Source organism: Aliiglaciecola sp. 2_MG-2023 (assembly GCF_030548145.1).
Taxonomy (GTDB): Bacteria; Pseudomonadota; Gammaproteobacteria; order Enterobacterales; family Alteromonadaceae; genus Aliiglaciecola; species Aliiglaciecola lipolytica_A.
In genome coordinates this window covers 16,476-36,665 of record NZ_JAUORY010000023.1, presented here as the reverse complement: position 1 = coordinate 36,665, position 20,190 = coordinate 16,476, and the positions used below count along the sequence as shown (strand labels likewise).

Sequence of the window (20,190 nt, the reverse complement as noted above, 5' to 3'; positions counted from 1 at the left end):
TTTTGAATCGGAATAGTAAGAACTGATTGGGTATTAACTTTCTTTAATTTCTTCGGCTTTATTGAAAGATTTTATTTTTTGCGTTAAATCTTCGATTTGTAATTTAAACGATTCTTTCTGATTTTCATCAGCTTGTTTGAGTCGCTCATTTAACTCAACTAATTGCGTTTTTAACTGTTCTAAAAGTACTTCTTTTTGTTCTGCCTCTTCAGCTTTGTCAAAAATCACCTGATCTACAGTCGACTCACTATTCTCATTGTTAACTCGTTGTTTAGGTGGAATAATTTTGACGTCATCTGGAATTTTACGTTGGTTCATGAAACTAGGGGACATGATTTCGATATCGTTTTCGTGAAGGATATTTAAAACCTCCCGGTTCAGTCGAGTTCTCGAGCTGATTAGACTCTTAACTTCTTCCAATTTACCACTGATTTTGTAGGTTACCGAAAAGTCCCCTAGCTCAACAATATGCACAAAAGGGTCGGTTAGTTGGCAATTGGTAGCAGCTTGTAACAACATGGTTTCAATTGTTGAATTATGAATATCATATCCAAGGGATAAACTTGTAGAGATAATTGTGCCTGATGTACGAGTCACTGTGATGGGATTCGTGATCATAAACGTATTGGGCAGAGCTACTAAATCTCTAACTTCTGTCTGGATTTCTGTATCTAACAATCCACGCTCCACAACTCGCCCAAAGAAGCTTCCTACTTGAACAAAATCACCAGTGTGAAATGGTTTCGTAATTCTTAGCATTATTCCAGCTAATAAATTGGCAAAAATGGTACTAGAAGAGAACGCAAAAATCCCTGAGATGACTAAACCAATTAAACCTATGATTTGATTGCGAGAACTTTCGCTCACTGGCAATGCAAATACTGTCGCCAGTAATGCCACTAAGGTCAATCCAAGCATTATTAACTGTCGCGAAAACAGTTTTTCATTTCCAGCATCAGCTTGTTTAACTATCAATATATTGTGCGCACTCCAAAGCACCACAAATACAATTAAAAGGGTTATCAATAGCGGTATAAAAGAAAGTGTTAGTTCTAACAATGAATCTGTTGAAAACATAAATTATTCCAGTGTAAAAATAGAGTAGGTTTAAATTCGATAATCCAAATAAGGTTCAAATATAGAACGTAAATCTACCTTAGCTTTGAGTTTCATCGCTAACAAAAATAAGCCACCTAGCTTTCGGTGCAAGAAAATAGTATCTACAGGGGGCGTATGCACATAGCTTTTGTCTATACTCATTTGGGTGCCGATTACCCTTAATCGATCTAACAAATCGCTAGTTGAAAAATCGTAGCCCCCCTCTAAATAAAGTGGCTCACAGGATAAGTAACACATTTCAGTTATATCGACTTGTGTTTTTTCTGAAAGGGTAGTGGTCATTAAACCTAATTCCAACGCATTATCAGCGACTCCATTTTTGTCGTTTCGATATCCAGCTTGCATTAACTGGAGATACGCCTGAGCCATAGACTTGTTGTATTCTCTCGTTGCGCCAAAATCTAACAATACAATCTTTTCAGCGTCGTTATCATACAAAAAATTTGCAAAATTCGGATCGGTTTGAATAAGTTGAAACTCAAATAACTCTCTGAAAAATAGTGAAAAAAGGTCGCTTACGACTTTGTTTCGCAGTGTTTGATTTGCTTCACTGAGGTTTTCAATTGGTTCTCCATCTAAAAAAGTCATGGCTAACACAGTCTCGCTACTTAATTCCGGCATCCAGTGAGGAATTACAAACCTGTCGTCAGTTCCTAATAAAGAACCGTACTGTTCTAAGCGTTTACCTTCTAAAATGTAATTAGCTTCTTCGTGCAATTGCGCTTTAGCTTCAGATAAAAGTGGTCCAATATTTATTCCCTTAGGTAGAAGGCCTGATAATTTTATTAAACTCGCGACGTTATCTACATCGCTGTTGATACTCTCTTTAATTCCTGGATACTGGACCTTAATCGCTAATCGTCGCAAATTACTGTCAATTGCTTTGTGAACTTGGCCAATAGAAGCAGATGCAATGGGGTTCAACTGAAATTGGATAAATTGCGATTGCCATTCACCTCCCCAATGTGATTCCAAGACAGTCATCAATTCTGCTCGAGGCATAGATTTAGCGTCAGATCGTAATCGAGCTAATAAATCAGATAATTCTTTGGGCAACACATCACCGCCATCCATCGAAATTAACTGTCCAACTTTCATGGCCGCGCCACGCATTTGAGCAAGTTGATCTGCTACCCGTTTGACATTTGACGGTGTCAGCAGCAGATCTTTTACTTTTGGCCGGTTACCTTTAGCAAGCTCAGAAACGCCCTCTGAAATCATATTCCCTGCAATCCGGGAAGCTAAACTTCCCATTTTTGCAAATCGAGAAACTCTACCTTTCGGTATCTTTGCTTCCTCTAAAGGTGGTTTTTTTGTCATTTTATTTATTCTTTAGATTGGGATAGCGTTCTGACAGCTTCTTTTCGAACGCTAAACAGGCTGGGGTTTGCCCTGCACTTTCAATATCTGCGCAACTTAATTCTGTTATTGAGTCTATACACGCAATGGCAGAATCTTCGAAATCCATGTTTCCCTTAACCGCGTTTGTATCCATCATACTTTTACACATATTATCCACTACACCATCTATCATCACTCGCATTTCTGGAGGGATACCATCTGTTGTTCCTATCTGTTCTGTCACACAAACTTTAATATGATCACACAAACGTATAGATGCTTCTTCAATGTTCTCCGCAAAAGTTACCGAGGAAAACAAGGTTAGAATAAGTGTTACTACTGTAGTTGGGCGAAACATACTCGCTCCTTATGGTTTAACGATATGAGTTATTGGACAGCCACTTTTGTTGGCGACTGATAAAGTAATAAATGTCACAAACATGGCTGTCTAAAATGAACTTCAAACGTGCCTGTCCAAAATAAACGAACATGCCTGTCCAAGATAAACGTTAATATTAGTTGGTATTCAATGATGCCTGTCCATGTTATGAAATCAAAATAGAACAAATTGGTGAGAATGTCAGCAAACAGATTCGATATGGAAGATATTTTGTTGCAATAACTTGGTGAAACATGAGGTATAATTGTGAAAAGTGTATTGTTTAGGAGAAGTTATGAGAATTTGCGGTGTTGAACTAAAAGGTAGTGAAGCCAATTTATGTTTGTTGTCTTTGGAAAACGAAGTGTTTCATATTCCAGATTGCCGTGCGCGCAAGTTAACTTATCCTAAACAGGATTCTACAGAAGAAGTTCGGGAATTTCAGTTTACATTTAAAAAATTGATGGAAGACTACAAGATTGACGCTGTGGTTATTCGTGAACGTCCAACCAAAGGCAAATTTGCAGGCAGTGCGGCTGGTTTTAAAATGGAAGCGGCAATTCAATTAATTGAAGAATTAAAGGTCGAAGTTTTGGCGCCAACGTTTATCAAAGAAATTTTAAAACGTAATCCAATTCCCGTGCTATTTTCAGAAACAGGTTTGAAAATGTTTCAGGAAGTGGCCTTTAGCACCGCTTTCGCTTACTTAATGAAAGAAAAGTACGGAATGGAACAACAACCGGTAGAATAAAATCAATCAATTTCGCGATTCAAATTGATTTCGAAAAACGTCGGTATTAAATCTACGCGGAGGATCTTAATGATTCTTTGCTTGCAGGTTTGATCAATAAAATATCCGCAAGCTTATTTAATATCGCCGAGGCTTTTAAAGCGCATTGCGGCCTAATGTTAATTGTGAAATCGTGTCATATTGTTGGTTGTCGTCATATATTCAATTCTTTGTAATCAAATCGTTGTTGACGTTTTGTTATTATTCGCTCGAAACTTCGAGTTCATTTTTCTGGTTGTTGTAAATTCATGTCTGATAAATCGTTGAAAGCAGGCGTTATTTTCGCCGTTGCTGCATATGCCATGTGGGGTTTTGCTCCGCTATATTTCAAAATGCTGATGGTGATGCCTGCGGCAGAAATCCTCGTACATAGAGTGATTTGGTCTGCTCTGCTATTAGTGGTTTTAGTATTGGCCTTAAAGCAGCTACCAAAAGTTCAAGCTGCATTAAAAAATCCACGAGTAATTAAAATTTTATTGATATCGGGATTACTGTTAGCTGGGAATTGGCTGTTGTTTATTTGGGCTGTCAACAATGGTCATCTACTCGATGCTAGCCTAGGTTACTATGTTAACCCTTTGCTTAATGTCTTCTTAGGTCGCATGTTTTTAGGGGAGCGATTACGGAGAATGCAGAAAATTGCTGTGGCGATTGCACTTTTCGGCGTTTTAATCTTACTGTTTTCCTATGGGGAACTACCTTGGATTGCCCTGCTACTGGCATCTAGTTTTGGTGTTTATGGATTGCTCAGAAAGCAAGTTGCAGTAGATTCTTTGCCAGGACTGTTAATCGAAACCATGATGATGTTGCCATTTGCCATCTTCTATTGGCTGTTTTTTGCTTCCCAAATGAGTAACCTATTCAGTAATGATGCAGATCTAAACGCATTATTAATAGGGGCAGGAATTATTACAACCGCACCCTTATTATGTTTTACCGCGGCTGCTCGCCGTATACGATATTCTACATTGGGCTTTTTCCAATATATCGGCCCTAGCATTATGTTTATTTTGGCTGTGTACTTGTATGACGAGCCCTTGCATGAGGCGCGTTTAGTCACATTCGGATTTGTTTGGTTAGCTTTAGTGATTTTTAGCTTTGATTCTTATCGGGCATATCGTAAATCTTTGAAATGCATGGGGGTGTAACAATTATCCCTGCTTTTAGTCAAGGTCGCCAATCACTCGGTTGCGACCTTGGGCCTTGGCTTTATAAAGGTGTTCGTCAGCTACGGTTAACATCGACTCTATTTTTTTACTAGCGCGGCTCGTCACTCCAACGCTCAATGTGCATGAGTGGCTAATACCTTTACTCTTTATTATTTTTTTACTTACTTCTTCGCGAAAAGTATTTAGCAGTTCAACTGCATGAGCATGGTCGACATTCGCCATAAAAATACAAAACTCTTCGCCACCGAAACGTGAGAAGTGAAAAGATGAAAAGTGGCGAACAATTATCTTTGAAACTTCTTTTAGCACTACATCTCCGAAGTCATGGCCAAAAGAGTCGTTAATTAATTTGAAGTTGTCCAAGTCGATTAAAGCTAACGACATTTGTGCCTGTCCACGGTGGATGGTGTTGTTAACTTTATTAAAGAAGTGTCGGCGATTGGGGAGTCCGGTTAAATAATCTGAGTTGGCCGCTTGTCTAATTGCTTCTATCTGCTCGATATGTTCGACGTTTTGTACGATTCTGCAAAAAAATTCTTCGTGACAATAAGGCTTTCGTAAAAAATCATTCGCGCCACTCTTTATGAATTGAGCTAATAACGAAGCGCTCATGTTCGTTGACAAACCAATAATGCTTAATTGATCTTTATCGTAAAGTTTTCTGGCTTCTGAGACTAATTCCAACCCTGTCGTATCGGCCAATTGTTCTTCAACTAACATCAATTTTATAAGTGGGTGTCTTTGTAACAGGGTTAGTGCTTGTTCGGCGCTTGAGGCTTCGTAAGTGATGAAGTTATGCCGGGCTATCAATGAAGATTGCTTATTGCGATCGCGCCTAGATTTATCTACCAATAACACCCCAATCTGTTTGTTTTTTTCTAATCTGATTAATAGCCGGCTCAGATATTCGAACATTTGTGCGTTTTGCTTAGGGATATAATCAACTACAGGTTTGGCCAAAATATTCTCGCGAACATCCTCTTCAACACCACTGGTTATAACAATGGTAGGAATAAAGGCATCTATGGTGAAATTAATTGCCTGTCCATGAGGAGCGTCGGGAAGGGAATAGCCAACAACCGCGCACAAATAAAGCTCTGGTGATGTAGTTTCAAAAATGATTTTCGCTTGAGCTAACGTATTGGCTAACACTACATCTAAGTTAGCTTTGCCAATGACACGCTTGAGCACGCGCACACTTGATTCACTATCTTCTATTAACAGAACCTTAAATTTCATTGGCAATTCAGTTCGTTTTAAATTTTTTCCAATTTAGCATAGGCCAACATTAGCCACTTTGTCCCTATGTTGTCAAAATTCACTTCAACTCGGGCATGTTCACCGCTTCCTTCGTAATTTAAAACGGTTCCTTCTTGAAACTTACTATGTTTGACCCGTTGTCCTAGCTGAAACCCGGTAGACTCAAACGCCATATGCGATGTTGCTGGTTGAAAGCGGTTTTGAATCGGGCGGCTGACGGTTGTTCGCAGGCGCACTTCCTCAATACATTCACTGGGAATTTCTTTGATAAAACGTGATGGTGTATGGTATTTATCTTGGCCATATAACCGTCTTGATTCGGCATAAGTCATGTATAGTTTTTGCATCGCACGGGTCATACCGACATAACAAAGTCTGCGTTCTTCCTCTAAGCGCCCGGGCTCTTCATGGCTCATCTGGCTGGGGAACATACCTTCTTCAACACCGGCTAAGAAAACTAATGGAAATTCCAAGCCTTTTGCTGAATGTATTGTCATCATTTGCACGGCGTCTTGGTGGGCATCGGCTTGTGATTCACCTGCTTCCAATGATGCGTGGGCTAGGAACGCTGATAAGGGAGTCATGTTTTCAGCCTCTTCAGGGGCTTCGAATTGCTTACAAGCGGTCACGAGTTCCTCAAGGTTTTCGATACGAGCTTGGGCTTTTTCACCTTTTTCCGCCTGATACATAGCAAATAGGCCTGAATTTTTGATGACATGATCAGCCTGCTGGTCTAATTCAAACTCTTGTACTTCAACTTGTAACTTCAATATTAACTCGACGAAGCGCTGAAGTGCGGTGGCTGCTCTTCCTGAAAAACGCTTTTCACGGAGCATGTCATTGGTGGCTTGCCACATTGATAACTCTTCATTACGAGCTGTTTCTCGAATTAATCCAAGGGTTTTATCTCCAATCCCACGAGTTGGCGTGTTCACAACTCGCTCATAAGCTGCATCATCTATTGGTTGATTAATCAGCCTTAGGTACGCTAGGGCATCTTTGATTTCTTGGCGTTCGAAAAAGCGTAATCCGCCGTATATCCTATACGCCACCGACTCCTGTAACAGAGCTTCTTCTAGAACCCGGGATTGAGCGTTGTTGCGATACAAAATGGCACAATCTGCTAACGCATCACCTTTGTCGCTCCATTCCTTAATCCGTGCCACAATGAATCGAGCTTCATCCAGTTCATTGAAGCCTGCATACATCGAGATGGCTTCGCCTTCGGCATCTTCAGTCCATAGGTCTTTGCCTAGTCGCCCTTGGTTATTATCTATCACCGCATTAGCGGCTTTGAGAATATTGCCTGTTGAGCGATAGTTCTGTTCTAGTCGAATTGTCTTGGCGCTAGGAAAGTCCCGCAAAAAGTGCTGAATATTTTCCACATTGGCGCCACGCCAGCCGTATATGGATTGATCATCGTCACCTACAATCATCATGTTGTTGTCTGCACAGCTCAAAATGCGCAACCAAGCATATTGGATGTTGTTAGTGTCTTGGAATTCATCGACCAAAATTGTGCGGAAACGTTTTTGGTAATGTCTGAGTACATCGGGGTTGTTCAGCCACAATTCATGGGCGCGCAGCAATAACTCAGCAAAATCTACCAAGCCTGAGCGATCACAGGTTTGTTGATAAGCTTGGTATATGTCTTTCATGGTTTGTTTGGTTGGATCACCCTGAGTATCTATGTGCTCAGGTCGCAGGCCTTCGTCTTTATTGCCATTGATGTACCATTGAATCGATTTAGGTTGCCAATTCTTTTCATCTAAATTAAGCGATTTAATCACCCGACGAACTAATCGATACTGGTCATCAGAGTCCAATATCTGAAAATTCTCAGGTAAGCGTGCCTCTTTGAAATGAGTTCTAAGCAGTCTATGGGCGAGTCCGTGAAAGGTACCAATCCACATAGTGTGCAATCCTGAACCCATTAAACGTTCTACTCGACCACGCATTTCTCTGGCTGCTTTATTGGTAAATGTCACGGCAAGAATGCTAAAAGGAGCAAGTTGCTCAACTTCCATTAACCAAGCAATACGATGCACAAGCACTCGAGTTTTGCCACTTCCGGCACCGGCTAAAACCAACATATCGGACGGGGGTGCTGCCACCACTTCACGTTGTTTATCGTTAAGTTGGTCTAAAAGTCGAGATACATCCATAACAAGCTTATTTAAATTTATTGATTAATAGACGAAGTATATCAGTTATACTGTGTTTTTATACATCGAAAGGGCTGGTTTTGTGACTTTTACCCAGCAATATGCAAACTGAGCTTGTATTTGAACGTTTTTGCCCGCACATCCGTTCTAATAAACTAACATAAGACAAAAGTGACTTACCCTACGTTTGGGTAGAATTCAATTGAGGAGAACTAGATGCCAATCGATAATTTCTGGAAGAGATTAAAAGCTGAAGCTGAAGAATTAGTGGAAAGCGAACCTCTCTTAGCCAGCTATGTGCATGCTTGTATTCTCGCTCACCACAACTTTGAGACGTCTTTGAGCTTCATTCTTTCCAATAAAATCCAAGATGAGGTTATGCCCGCGCTCGCTATTCGCGAAGTGCTTGACCAAGCCTATACATTGAGTCCCGAAATTGTAGAGTCAGCAATCGAAGACATTGAAGCTGTGTTAACCCGAGATCCTGCAGTAGATAAAATTCTCACTGTATTGTTGTATTTTAAAGGCTTTCAAGCGATTCAGGCTTATCGATTGTCCCATTATTTATGGGCCAAAAACCGTAAGCAATTAGCCCTGTTTGTGCAAAGTCGAAACTCCGAAGTCTTCGGTGTTGATATCCACCCTGCCGCAGTGATTGGCAAAGGCGTAATGTTTGACCACGCAACTGGTATTGTTATTGGTGAAACAGCCGTTGTGGAGGATCATGTTTCAATTCTACAATCCGTCACGTTAGGCGGAACTGGTAACGAGTCCGGCGATCGTCACCCTAAAGTACGCCAGGGCGTCATGGTGGGAGCAGGGGCCAAAATTCTCGGTAATATAGAGATTGGTGCAGGTGCTAAAGTTGGTGCTGGTAGTGTGGTTCTCAAGAACGTACCTAAGCACGTTACAGTTGCAGGAGTGCCTGCGAAAATTGTCGGTGTACCTAGTTGTCCTAATCCTTGTGAAACAATGAACCAAAATATTTACGAAGATTAATGGTTGGGCAGATAAGTCGACCATAAAGCGTCTCGTTATTCCCCTGTAGGCGGGTGTTTTAGGCCGAGTTTGTCATCGCTTTTCCGCGGGCTGAAGCCCGTGCTACAGACATTAGTAGCACGGTATTTATGCCGTGGATTGGTTGAATTGTTTACTGAGAGCTAAAGCCCGTGCTACAAGGGCGCAAATGTATTTGGTTATTTATCTGTAGGCGGGTGCTATAGCCTCGTGTTATAAGAGCGAACTGTTCCGTATTTAATTTTCAATCAATAAATTTAACTCTTCCAAATCATCTAATTGAACATGAGGAAGGACTGTGGTCTTTTCTTGAGTTAAATGCATTTTCCGGTTGTAGGCGTACCAACCGCTTTGCATGCCCGCATTGATTGCGCCCATCACATCTTTTTCTAAGTTATCACCCACATGTAGAATCTCTTTGGGATCTACTTTCAATGTTGAACTTGCCAGCGTAAACATCGCATCGTGAGGCTTCATCGGCCGTTCCAAATTGGCTTTAAAACAATGGCTAAAATACTCACTAATACCAATCTGTTGCAGGTTCACGTTACCGTTGGTGATAGCAACCAGAGGGAGTTTATTAGCCAACTTAGACAACAAGGCACATATTTCTTGGTTCACTTGAAAGTTACTGCGATGGTGATAAAAGAAATCAAAACAGTCATCCACCGCTGAGCTGAGATGGTGATCTTGATAACCCGCTTTTTGTAATCCTGTTTGTAATGTATGTTTGCGTAAAGCCCCCATATCTGAGGCCAGTTGAGGTTGACTTTGTAAATGTTCTAGTTTGAATTGTTGCCAATCTTGGTAGGAAAACTCTGATGTTTTTGGGTAGCTAGCAGACAAATAGTTTAGTAGCTTTCTTTCAGCTTCCATAATAAAGGGATAGTTGTCATACAACGTATCATCTAAATCAAAACTAATGGCTTTTATTGGGGAAAAATTCCGATAAAATTTCATTCAGGAATACCTATTCTTCAACCTTAAAATGTTTTTTATTCGTCAATACTGGAAGTCTGACTACTATTTGTTTTTTCGCGACCGAGGGTGTGCGTTGTCGTACACCTTGGATAAATGCTGAAAATCCAAGTGTGTATACACTTGGGTGGTCGACAAATTCGCATGACCTAGTAGCTCTTGTACTGCGCGTAAATCTCCGCTGGATTCTAACATATGAGTGGCATAAGAATGTCGCAACTTGTGTGGATTTACTTTTTGGTCAATATGTTGTTTGTGTGCCCATAATTGCATTCGCTTGGCAATTTGACGGTGGCTTATGCGGCGTTTGTGCATACTAACAAACAGCGCTTGTTCGTCGGCAGGAGGAGTCATTTGACTGCGTACCGCCAACCATTTATTTAACCAAGTTATGGCTGTCTTACCAACCGGTATCACACGCTCTTTACGACCTTTACCGAATACTCTAATTTGACTTTTGGTGACTATGTCTTGCAAGTTTAAGCCAGACAATTCGGCTAAACGTAATCCGCAACCGTACGTTAGCTCCATCATTGCTCGGTCACGCACCGCCAACACAGATTCTGGATCTATTTCCAGTAATTGACCAACTTGGTCTACATTCAAGTGTTTCGGCAGTGGCCTGCCAAGTTTAGGTGTTTGTACGGCTTTCGCTGGGTTAGTTTTGAGTACACTCTGAGCGACTAGAAATTGGCAAAACGTGCGTAATGCAGACAAACGCAATGCAATTGAGCGCGGGGCTAAATTTTTGCGTCTAGCCTGACTCAAAATAGATTTAATATGATGAGTAGTTAGTTCAGACCAACTTGATATGTCTAACTGTTCACTTATCGAGTGCAGTTGTCGCTGGTAGTTTTCTATTGTTTTGGGTGAAAGGTTTCTTTCGTATTTTATGAACGAAAAAAATTTTTCCAGCCAGTGGTCTAAGGCTGGAGCGTCCATGGTTAATATCCAGCCAAGTTTGGCAGCAGTACGTTTAAGAACTGTTGCAACTGAGTTATCAGTAAAGTATCCATATCTGGATTGAAATGACTTGGGTCTTTACTGCCAATGGCTAAAATGCCTAGTTCGCCTTTTTCACCTAGCAGCATAAGAGCGACAGATTCAACGTTTCCTTCTTTGAACAGCAACTGCTTTTCATGTTGGCTTAAGCGGCCGAAGAAAAAACAGTCTTGTTTAAAACGCTTTTCGATAAATAATTTGCGTTGAATCTCTGGTAACGCATGGGCACCGCTGAACGATTTTAACGTGACAGCAGATAATCGTAGCTTTTGGCACATAACATCTTCAAGTACATCTTGGACTTCGCTAAAAAATCGGCAACTGAGTAATTGAAGGTTCAAATCTGCATAAATACGGTATATTTGTTCGTTTTGCTTTGCTATCGAAATGAGTTGATTGAGCTTGTGGGACAATTCGCGATTTTTCTTGCGTAATTGTTCTGATTGCAACTCAACCAGAGAAATACTGCCTTTTTGTTGATGAGAAATGACGAGTTTTTCCGCCAATTCTGGATACTCAACAAAAAAATCAGGATTCTCTAACAAGTAGTCTTTTACGTCTTTATCGCTAACGACGTCTGCCACTTTTTCATAATTAGTTAGCATTTCCCTATTTACCTGTTGTTGTGCTGTATCACTCATATTATGAGGGTTCCATCAAAAATATGTTCCGCAGGACCAGTCATTTTTAATACATTGTCTTTACCTTGCCAACGTATTTTTAATGTACCACCGGGTAGGTCAACTTGTACATCTTTGCTTAGTTTACCTTGAATCTGACCAATTGCCACTGCTGCACAAGCACCCGTTCCACAAGCTAAAGTTTCACCTGCTCCGCGTTCGTGTACTCGCAGTTTTATATGATTTTCGTTGATTATTTGCATGAACCCAACATTGACGTTTTCAGGAAATCTGTCATGGGTTTCAAGTAATGGGCCGATGTTTTCTACATCTGCAGTTTGCACGTCATCAACTTCAAGCACGCAATGGGGATTCCCCATTGACACCGACCCAACCATAAAGGTTTGCTCTTGTGCTCGAATCAAATAAATTTTTTCTTCTTTATTGGCTTTTAAAGGTATCTTTGCTGGCTCGAAAATCGGGCGTCCCATATTTACGGTGACTTGGCCGTCTTTTTCAAGATACAACACTATTTTGCCAGACTTAGTACTAACCACCACTTTATTACGGTTAGTTAACCCCTTTATTTTTACAAACTTTGCAAAGCATCTTGCGCCATTGCCGCACTGAGAAACCTCCGAACCATCGGCATTAAAAATACGATAGTGGAAGTCTTGTTCCGGATCATAAGGCGGTTCAACCAACAACAGTTGGTCGAAGCCTATGCCAAAGTTTCTATCAGCCAATTGCTGAATTTTATCTTTCGAAAAAAATACATTTTGCGTGACATTGTCGATAACGACGAAATCGTTGCCAAGACCATGCATCTTAGAAAATTGAATTTGCATTATTACTACTAAAAGTTTTGTTACGGTTATATTAACCTACATATGCGGCGACCAAAATAGCTATTTTGCAGTCTATTTGCGACACACACTAAAAACAACGTAAATTCAGGTAACTAATTTACATGTTATCGCTACGAAATAACGTGTTCACCCTTCCACAGGTCAGATAACACTTCTCGTTCACGTGCTAAATGTAATTGGTTTTTATCAACAATTATTTCAGCTGGACGACAACGGCTGTTGTAATTTGACGCCATCACAAAACCGTAAGCACCTGCACTGCGCACAACCAACAAGTCGTTAGAAGCAATTTCCAGCTCTCGGTCTTTACCAATGAAATCTCCGGTTTCGCAAATTGGACCAACGATGTCATAGATTGCCTTAGGCTTACCTGTACTCAGTTCCGCAGGAATGATGTTTTGCCAAGCTGAATAAAGTGCTGGACGAATTAAATCATTCATTGCGGCATCTACTATGGCGAAGTTTTTCTCTTCCCCTTGTTTAATAAATTCTACTTTGGTGATGAGAATACCTGCGTTTGCCATAATCGCACGTCCAGGTTCAAATATTAGCTTAAGCTCTGGGCGCTGCTGCATGCGCGTCATAAGTGCTTCAACGTACTGATCGGGATGGGGCGGCGTTTCATCTTTATACGCCACGCCTAAACCACCGCCGACATCGAGGTGACTGATGGTGATACCCAGTTCGGCCAGCTCATCAATCAGTAATAACAATCTGTCTAGTGCATCTACGAATGGCACTATATCGGTGAGTTGTGAGCCAATATGACAGTCCATGCCTTTAATTTCTAAATGCTCATAGCTAGCGGCAAGCTTATAAATGGCAACCGCGTTTTCTCGTGGTATACCAAATTTGTTGGCTTTGAGCCCTGTTGAAATATAGGGGTGCGTTTTAGCATCCACATCGGGATTTACGCGAATAGAAATTGGCGCGACTACATTGAGTTTAGATGCAACTTTATTGATCCGCTCTAATTCAGGAGCAGACTCAACGTTAAAACATAAAATGTTTTTAGACAGAGCAAATTCAATTTCTTGTTCGGTTTTACCGACTCCAGAAAATACCACTTTAGTTGGATCTCCACCGGCTTCAATTACGCGAGATAATTCACCGCTTGAGACGATATCAAAACCAGAGCCTAGCTTCGCCATGACCGAAAGCACACCTAAATTGGAATTTGCTTTCACCGCGTAACAAATCAGGTGAGCATGCTTACCTGCAGCTTTGTCAAAAGCATGCCAGTGACGCTCTATTGTTGCTCTGGAATAAACATAACAAGGTGTCCCAAACTGCTCTGCAATCTGTTGAACCGGCACATCTTCGGCGTGAAGGGTAGAGTCTTGATACTGAAAATAATCCAACTACGACTGCTCCTCTGAGTCATCTAAATTTTGCTCTGCGGTGGGTGAGTTTTGCTCAGTGGGATGAATTAGTTCACCCTTAAGCCCACATCCTGAAATGATAAAAATGAACGCCAATAAGGAAAGCATACGAATCGCAAAACACAGATTTTTGAACACTGATATCACCTAACAATTACGAAAGGCTATATCATCTCATCAAAAGCAAAAAAAACAAGCATTGCCACTGCCTGATTTGGGATAAGACATGCAATAAATTAATAATTGCCTCTAAATCAAGGTCACTTACGTCGCTGTCACATTAAACTGACGCCGCACTTTTTCTTTTTAGGACTGCTTGTTAGGACAGCCACCCAAAGGGGCATGTTAGGACAGCCACCCAAAGGGGGCTTGTTTGGACAGCCACCCAAAGGGGCCATGTTTGGACAGCCACCCAAAGGGGGCATGTTTGGACAGCCATGCAAAAGAGGTGCATGTTAGGACAGCCACCCAAAGGTGCATGTTAGGACAGCCACCCAAAGGTGCATGTTAGGACAGCCACCCAAAGGGGCATGTTATGACAGCCACCCAAAAGGGGCAGGTTTGGACAGCCATCCAAAAGGGCATGTTAGGACAGCCACCCAAAGGGGCTTGTTAGGACAGCCATCCAAAGGGGCATGTTTGGACGACAGCCACCCAAAGGGGCTTGTTAGGACAGCCATCCAAAGGGGCATGTTAGGACAGCCATCCAAGGGGGCTTGTTAGGACAGCCATCCAAAGGGGCATGTTTGGACAGCCACTTTGATCTGAACGACATTTGCAAAATTTGGAGTTAGGCGCCATTGGCTAAAGACATGCGCACTGACTCTGGGAAACGGGTGATTTTCCAAAGTTGCTCACACAGTCTTTTGGTATCCATGTAATCCCCCTCCAGTAGCCAGTTGATTAGTATGTCTGGGGATTTTGGGTAGGTAATTGGTTCCGGTGAGTCTTTACTTAGCCACTTTGAAACGATGTTTGGGTCTAAACTATCCATACTGTCACACCGGTTCATGCGCTCTAGTGTGACGCGGTTGGATGTTTGTTCGTATTGATTTTTCAGCGGCTTTACCAGAATTTTTTTGCCTAATTGCAAACATTCGCTAGACAGCTCAAAACCTCCATTTGCAATGACTCCCGCACATTCAAATAAAGCTTGTTGGAAGGTTTGTTTAGAAAGTGGTCGCCATTGGCTGTTTGCAGTTGCAAAAGGGCCGTCTATATCTGGGTGGTAACAAACAAATTTTTCGTTAGGAAACTTTTCTAGTAACGCTTTGATGGCCTCTACATTTTCAAACGGCAAATAGACCAGCACATGTTCGCCTTTGGTTGCCTTGCTGTAAGATTCTTCGATGAATGGAGGCATAATAGGGAAGCCAAAATGATACCAATGGACTCCCAAATTGACATCGCAGGGAGCGAACGTGCGCATCAGCATTCTGTCGGTCCAAGCTTCACCTTGTTTAGGCACTTTATGTTTAAATGCTGCTTGGTGACTAATTGATATAGACGATAGGTCTTTCATTTTGGCGGCCCAAGCTGTTACTGGCTCGAAGTCATTCAGTAATACATGGTATTTGGCCACATTGAGTTGTTTTACATCCCGTATAAATTGTCTGATATTGGCTTGTTTTAGCGTTTCCCAGCGATTTACCTCGCCATTTTCGGTAATGAACGTTAATCCTGTCACAGTGCGATAATTGCCAAATACTTCCATGTCGAAGTAACGGGAGGGATCGCGACCACTAAATATGAAATCAACTTCAATATCATCTCGTTTGGCAAAAGCTTTCGCCATGATTCGCGCCCGAGCAATGTGACCATTACCCGTGCCTTGCACGCCATACAATATTTTCATTAAAACTACTTATACAAGGATAGAAAGACTTAACATTGAAATAGTGATACCTAAAAACGCACCGGCAACAATGTCACTAGGATAATGGACACCCAGCATGACTCTGGATAATCCAATTAAGCTTGCCCAAATATAAACTAAAACAGCTACGCTGGGATAGAAGTGAGCCAATAGCGATGCCATCAAAAAAGCAGCTGCGGTATGGCCTGAGGGTAAGCTGAATTTATCCGAAGGAGTAATGTGAGAGCGAAAATTGTAGATTAAATCGCAAGGCCTTTGACGCTTAAACAATTTTTTTAAAATCACATATATGGGTAATTCTAAAGCGTAGGCTAATAATGAGGTGTAAAGGAATATCGCCCCATCTTTGGGGTCGAAAACGCACAACAGCACGCCTAACAGCAAATAAACGTGCCCGTCGCCACTTTTTGAGATGTATTTAATTATTCGGCAATCGCGACCGGCGGTTACACCGAAAATCCAACGGAATATATGTGTATCAGCTCTGCCAAATGCATTCATCTCTAGGTACTCTTACATTTTGTACTCATTGCGAATAAAAGTAACCCTAGTGTATGAACGCTAGTTGACAAAAATACGAAACCTTTGTGACAGATGTAAGTCATATTTGTGACAGTGAAGAAAACTAATCTTAAGGTTTTACAAACTCGCTCGTAACACTTAATCTAGAGCTTTAATGCTTGAGTTGGATATTCTGATGGAATACAACACGTCTGAACTGTGTGATTTATTTGCTGATAGTGTAGATGTTGTCGACCCTTTATTTGTTAATTATGGTGGTAGGCTTTCTTACGGCGGTGAGATTACAACCGTCAAATGCCATGAAGATAAAGGATTGATTGATAAAGTATTGTCTCAACCTGGAAAAGGCAAAGTTTTACTAATTGATGGTGGCGGTTCTACTCGTCGAGCCTTGATTGATGTGAATACGGCTCAAATTGCCATTGAGCACGATTGGGAAGGCATTGTTTGTTACGGCAGCGTGCGTGAAGTCGATCAGCTTGAAGAATTAGATATTGGTATTCATGCCGTCGCGTCTATTCCAGTTAACGCTGCATTTGAACAAGTCGGCGAAGTTGATGTAGCGGTTAATTTTGGTGGTGTCACTTTTTTACCTGAAGATCATCTTTATGCTGATAGCACTGGCATTATTTTATCCCCAGAGCCGCTTGATATAGAATGAGTTTGAATGATTCAGTGAATCTTATTTGCTAGCAGCTGCCTAATGGGAATAGGCAGCTGTTACGATAAATCTTTGTTAGGGTGTTGGTTACAAGATTGAATTCAAGTAGGCAGCAATTCGCACTCCCCCCATCTGCAACCTTTGCTTAACTTCAGGTAGGTGTTGGTATTGATAGCTCCAACTTAATTTTTCTTCCTGTGGGTATATGTTATTGCGCAATTGAATGCTTTCTTTGATCCACACTCTGGGATCAGTGGTTTGCCATTGTTTTGCCATCTCGGGTGAGATTTTTTGACTTAACCAGTTTGTCCATTCTGTGAAAGACAATTGTTGTCTATCAATAATGCCGCTATCCCAAACTCGGTGCAGGTTTGAGTTTTCCCAAAAAAACTCGAGTTTGACATCGTTTCCACCGCGGTCTGTGCCATCACCAGCGTGTAATGGCTGATGCAAATCTCCGATAATATGGACAATAAAATGCAGCGCTAATTGTTTGTCTTGCAAAGTTGCTTCTGGGTTTTTCAGGGTCGCACTAAATGACAGCAAAGCCGTGTAAGCATCACCTTGTGACGGGGCATGTTTAGCGGCACTATAATCGCTGCCTTCGGGGACGCTAACATAATGCCAAGGAGATGAAGTTTTCTGCCAGAACTCCGAAGGGTCAGAGCGCATTTCATCTGCAAGGGTCGATATTTCAGCTAAGGATTTGGTTGGGTAAATAGCTGCAATTTTTGCTTTCGCATCTGCGCTTAAATACTGCTCCGCAATATTCGCGGTGACGCGATGACCCGTTTGCCCCCACGCAAAGGCTTGGCTGTTCTGAAATAAACAGATTCCAAGCAGCGCCCATTTTGAATGTTTACGAAAAAAAGCGGTATATGACATAAATATCTATCTCTTTTTATTATTTTTGGTAGCCCCAACGAGGCATCAATTGTTGGTCAATATCTAAGTGGTCGAGGATCCGTGCGACCACAAAGTCGACCAAATCTTCAATCCGTTTAGGTTGGTGATAAAACCCTGGCGCCGCAGGCATTATGGTCACGCCCATCTGCGACAATTTGAGCATATGTTCAAGGTGAATGGTGGATAGTGGCATTTCCCGAGGAACTACAATTAATTGTCCTCTTTCTTTTATCACAACATCTGCCGCGCGTTCGATTAGGTTGTCACTTTTACCGGTGGAAATAGCGCTCAGTGAGCCAGTTGAACAAGGGCACACGACCATTTGTTTAGGAGCGGCAGAGCCAGAGGCTACTGGAGAAAACCACTCGTCTTTTCCAAACACGGTTATTTGTTCCGGTTTAGCATCAAAACGGTTAGTAAAAAACTCACTACAGGTTTTCGGATTTGCGGGTACTTTCAAGTCTTCTTCGGTCGCTAAAACGACTCTAGCGGCAGAAGATATGAGTAGATAAACTTGATAGTTAGCTGCAACTAAGGTTTCCAGTAACCTCAAACCGTAAGGTGCGCCAGATGCCCCGGTGAATGCTAATGTAATTCGTTTTTCAAATTTCATGTTGAGCCAACTGTTCCAGTAAACGTGAATGAATGCCGCCAAAGCCACCGTTACTCATTATTAGAATATGATCGCCTGGTGCTACTTCGTGTATTAGTGTTTTGATAATGTCGTCAACACTAGCATAAACTCGGCTCGGCACAGCTGATTCTGCGGTAAGTTGCTGTAAAGACCAGTCTAAATTATCTGGTTGAAACAGTAGTACTTGATCTGCATTTTTCCACGAATTAGCAAGCGTGCTGTGATGAACCCCCATTTTCATGGTGGCTGAACGAGGCTCTAATACGGCAAAAATACGTGCCTCTTTGACTTTGTTTCTTAAGCCATCGATCGTGGTTGCAATCGCAGTGGGATGGTGGGCGAAATCATCATAAACGGTAATGTCATTTACCACACCACGGGTCTCCATGCGTCTTTTCGCATTAACAAATTGTGCCAAAGCTTCAATCGCCAATTCAGGCTTTACGCCAGCATGACGGGCCGCTGCAATGGCCATAATCCCGTTGTGAATATTGTGTTGCCCTATCAATGACCAGTTTACCCGGCCAATAGTTTTGTTCTGCAATAACACATCAAACTCACTGCCATCAGCGTTTTGATTTGCAACTTGCCAATCCGTGCCTAAATATTGAACGGGTGTCCAACAGCCTTGTTCTAAAACCTGTTTTATATTTTCATCATTCGCCGGTGCTAATGCCAAACCATTACCGGGCAATATTCGGATCAAATGATGAAACTGTTTTTGTATCGCCGCCAAATTTTCAAAAATATCAGCGTGGTCGAACTCTAAATTGTTTAACACCAAGGTACGAGGATGGTAGTGCACAAACTTAGAACGTTTATCAAAAAACGCACTGTCGTACTCATCTGCTTCAATAACAAAAAATGGTGATTCACCTAAACGAGCTGAAATTCCAAAATTTTCTGGAACCCCGCCGATTAGAAAGCCAGGTTGCAATCCTGCATACTCGAGTACCCACGCTATCATGCTGGCGGTCGACGTTTTGCCATGGGTGCCTGATGCAGCTATTACCCATCTTTGTTTTAATACGTTTTCAGATAACCACTGTGGCCCACTGATATAATTTAAATTGCGATTTAACACCGCTTCCACACATGGATTTCCCCGCGACATTGCATTACCAATAATCACCACATCGGGCTCAGGGTTGAGCTGGGCTGGATCAAACCCTTGGGTCAGTGGAATGCCTAAAGATTCTAGCTGAGTGCTCATTGGCGGATAAACATTGGCATCGGAACCACTTACGTGATGTCCCATTGATTTGGCAATGGCGGCAATTCCACCCATAAAGGTGCCGCAAATCCCTAAAATATGAATATGCATAACTTTGGTTTTTTGAAAAAAAATTTTCGTAAGGTTAACAGAGATTCGAATGCCAACAAATGGATATTAATTTTAACTTGTTGTTTTTTGTGCTGAGTTTTGTGTTTAATAAAGGTACACTTTATCAATGTGTTCTATGATTAGTAACAATTACTGTCTAAACCATGTCCCTTATA

Annotated in this window: 20 protein-coding genes; 4 read left to right on the top strand and 16 right to left on the bottom strand. The window is 41.6% G+C overall.

All coding sequences use genetic code 11. The features are described 5' to 3' along the window. Positions 1–33: 33 nt before the first annotated feature. Genes Q4567_RS18265 through Q4567_RS18255 form a run of 3 tightly spaced genes read right to left on the bottom strand, consistent with a single transcriptional unit; the run spans position 34 to position 2,818 of the window. Positions 34–1,077, bottom strand: a complete 1,044-nt coding sequence (locus tag Q4567_RS18265) for a mechanosensitive ion channel family protein (RefSeq protein WP_216050524.1) — start codon at positions 1,075–1,077, stop codon at positions 34–36. 30 nt (positions 1,078–1,107) lie between these two features. Further along, positions 1,108–2,439 (bottom strand): AarF/ABC1/UbiB kinase family protein, encoded by a 1,332-nt coding sequence (locus tag Q4567_RS18260; RefSeq protein WP_303501459.1) that lies wholly within the window; start codon positions 2,437–2,439, stop codon positions 1,108–1,110. Between the two features lies 1 nt (position 2,440). Then, positions 2,441–2,818 (bottom strand): hypothetical protein, encoded by a 378-nt coding sequence (locus tag Q4567_RS18255; protein ID WP_216050522.1) that lies wholly within the window; start codon positions 2,816–2,818, stop codon positions 2,441–2,443. A gap of 316 nt (positions 2,819–3,134) precedes the next feature. Between Q4567_RS18255 and Q4567_RS18250 the strand changes: the two genes are divergently transcribed. Beyond that, positions 3,135–3,590, top strand: coding sequence for a DUF3010 family protein (locus Q4567_RS18250; protein WP_216050521.1), 456 nt, complete (start codon positions 3,135–3,137; stop codon positions 3,588–3,590). Positions 3,591–3,877: 287 nt separating this feature from the next. Continuing rightward, a complete protein-coding gene (rarD, locus tag Q4567_RS18245) occupies positions 3,878–4,777 on the top strand; it encodes an EamA family transporter RarD (RefSeq protein ID WP_216050520.1) in 900 nt (299 codons plus the stop codon). 15 nt (positions 4,778–4,792) lie between these two features. Here the strand turns inward: rarD and Q4567_RS18240 are convergent, their stop codons facing one another. After that, positions 4,793–6,037, bottom strand: a complete 1,245-nt coding sequence (locus Q4567_RS18240) for a diguanylate cyclase (protein WP_216050519.1) — start codon at positions 6,035–6,037, stop codon at positions 4,793–4,795. Between the two features lie 17 nt (positions 6,038–6,054). Continuing rightward, positions 6,055–8,223, bottom strand: a complete 2,169-nt coding sequence (uvrD, locus tag Q4567_RS18235) for a DNA helicase II (protein ID WP_216050518.1) — start codon at positions 8,221–8,223, stop codon at positions 6,055–6,057. A gap of 216 nt (positions 8,224–8,439) precedes the next feature. Here uvrD and cysE point away from each other — a divergent pair, with 216 nt between their 5' ends. Continuing rightward, positions 8,440–9,222 (top strand): serine O-acetyltransferase, encoded by a 783-nt coding sequence (cysE, locus tag Q4567_RS18230; RefSeq protein ID WP_216050517.1) that lies wholly within the window; start codon positions 8,440–8,442, stop codon positions 9,220–9,222. Positions 9,223–9,477: 255 nt separating this feature from the next. Here cysE and Q4567_RS18225 read toward each other — a convergent pair whose 3' ends face one another. The 8 genes from Q4567_RS18225 to Q4567_RS18190 form a co-directional block, all read right to left on the bottom strand. Next, on the bottom strand, positions 9,478–10,200 hold the full coding sequence (locus Q4567_RS18225) for an HAD-IA family hydrolase (RefSeq protein ID WP_216050516.1): 723 nt from the start codon (positions 10,198–10,200) through the stop codon (positions 9,478–9,480). A gap of 63 nt (positions 10,201–10,263) precedes the next feature. Further along, the gene (gene xerC, locus Q4567_RS18220) at positions 10,264–11,160 is read right to left on the bottom strand and encodes a tyrosine recombinase XerC (RefSeq protein ID WP_303501453.1); all 897 of its coding nucleotides are present in this window, start codon (positions 11,158–11,160) and stop codon (positions 10,264–10,266) included. Between the two features lie 2 nt (positions 11,161–11,162). Continuing rightward, entirely contained in the window at positions 11,163–11,861 is a 699-nt protein-coding gene (locus tag Q4567_RS18215) for a DUF484 family protein (RefSeq protein WP_216050514.1), read from the bottom strand. Then, on the bottom strand, positions 11,858–12,688 hold the full coding sequence (dapF, locus tag Q4567_RS18210) for a diaminopimelate epimerase (RefSeq protein WP_216050513.1): 831 nt from the start codon (positions 12,686–12,688) through the stop codon (positions 11,858–11,860). The genes Q4567_RS18215 and dapF overlap by 4 nt, the downstream gene beginning before the upstream one ends. A 131-nt stretch (positions 12,689–12,819) precedes the next feature. Continuing rightward, complete coding sequence (lysA, locus tag Q4567_RS18205) at positions 12,820–14,070, bottom strand: diaminopimelate decarboxylase (protein ID WP_303501446.1); 1,251 nt, start codon at positions 14,068–14,070, stop codon at positions 12,820–12,822. Next, positions 14,071–14,229 carry a lipoprotein gene (locus Q4567_RS18200; protein ID WP_216050511.1) on the bottom strand — a complete coding sequence of 53 codons (159 nt, stop codon included), beginning with the start codon at positions 14,227–14,229 and terminating at the stop codon, positions 14,071–14,073. 652 nt (positions 14,230–14,881) lie between these two features. Next, positions 14,882–15,946, bottom strand: a complete 1,065-nt coding sequence (locus Q4567_RS18195) for an MJ1255/VC2487 family glycosyltransferase (protein WP_303501443.1) — start codon at positions 15,944–15,946, stop codon at positions 14,882–14,884. A gap of 9 nt (positions 15,947–15,955) precedes the next feature. Further along, positions 15,956–16,468 (bottom strand): phosphatase PAP2 family protein, encoded by a 513-nt coding sequence (locus Q4567_RS18190; protein ID WP_216050509.1) that lies wholly within the window; start codon positions 16,466–16,468, stop codon positions 15,956–15,958. A gap of 196 nt (positions 16,469–16,664) precedes the next feature. On the opposite strand from Q4567_RS18190, the gene rraA reads away from it, so the two are divergent. Further along, a complete protein-coding gene (gene rraA / locus Q4567_RS18185) occupies positions 16,665–17,150 on the top strand; it encodes a ribonuclease E activity regulator RraA (RefSeq protein ID WP_216050592.1) in 486 nt (161 codons plus the stop codon). A gap of 87 nt (positions 17,151–17,237) precedes the next feature. On the opposite strand, the gene Q4567_RS18180 is transcribed toward rraA, so the two are convergent. From Q4567_RS18180 to mpl, 3 genes are read right to left on the bottom strand one after another with little or no spacing between them, the layout of a single operon-like run. Beyond that, a complete protein-coding gene (locus Q4567_RS18180) occupies positions 17,238–18,035 on the bottom strand; it encodes a S1/P1 nuclease (protein WP_303501439.1) in 798 nt (265 codons plus the stop codon). A gap of 19 nt (positions 18,036–18,054) precedes the next feature. Continuing rightward, positions 18,055–18,669, bottom strand: a complete 615-nt coding sequence (locus Q4567_RS18175) for a flavin prenyltransferase UbiX (RefSeq protein WP_216050507.1) — start codon at positions 18,667–18,669, stop codon at positions 18,055–18,057. Beyond that, positions 18,659–20,014: a UDP-N-acetylmuramate:L-alanyl-gamma-D-glutamyl-meso-diaminopimelate ligase gene (mpl, locus tag Q4567_RS18170; RefSeq protein WP_303501437.1), complete on the bottom strand. Its 1,356-nt coding sequence runs from the start codon at positions 20,012–20,014 to the stop codon at positions 18,659–18,661. Before mpl ends, Q4567_RS18175 begins: the two co-directional genes overlap by 11 nt. Between the last annotated feature and the right edge of the window lie 176 nt (positions 20,015–20,190).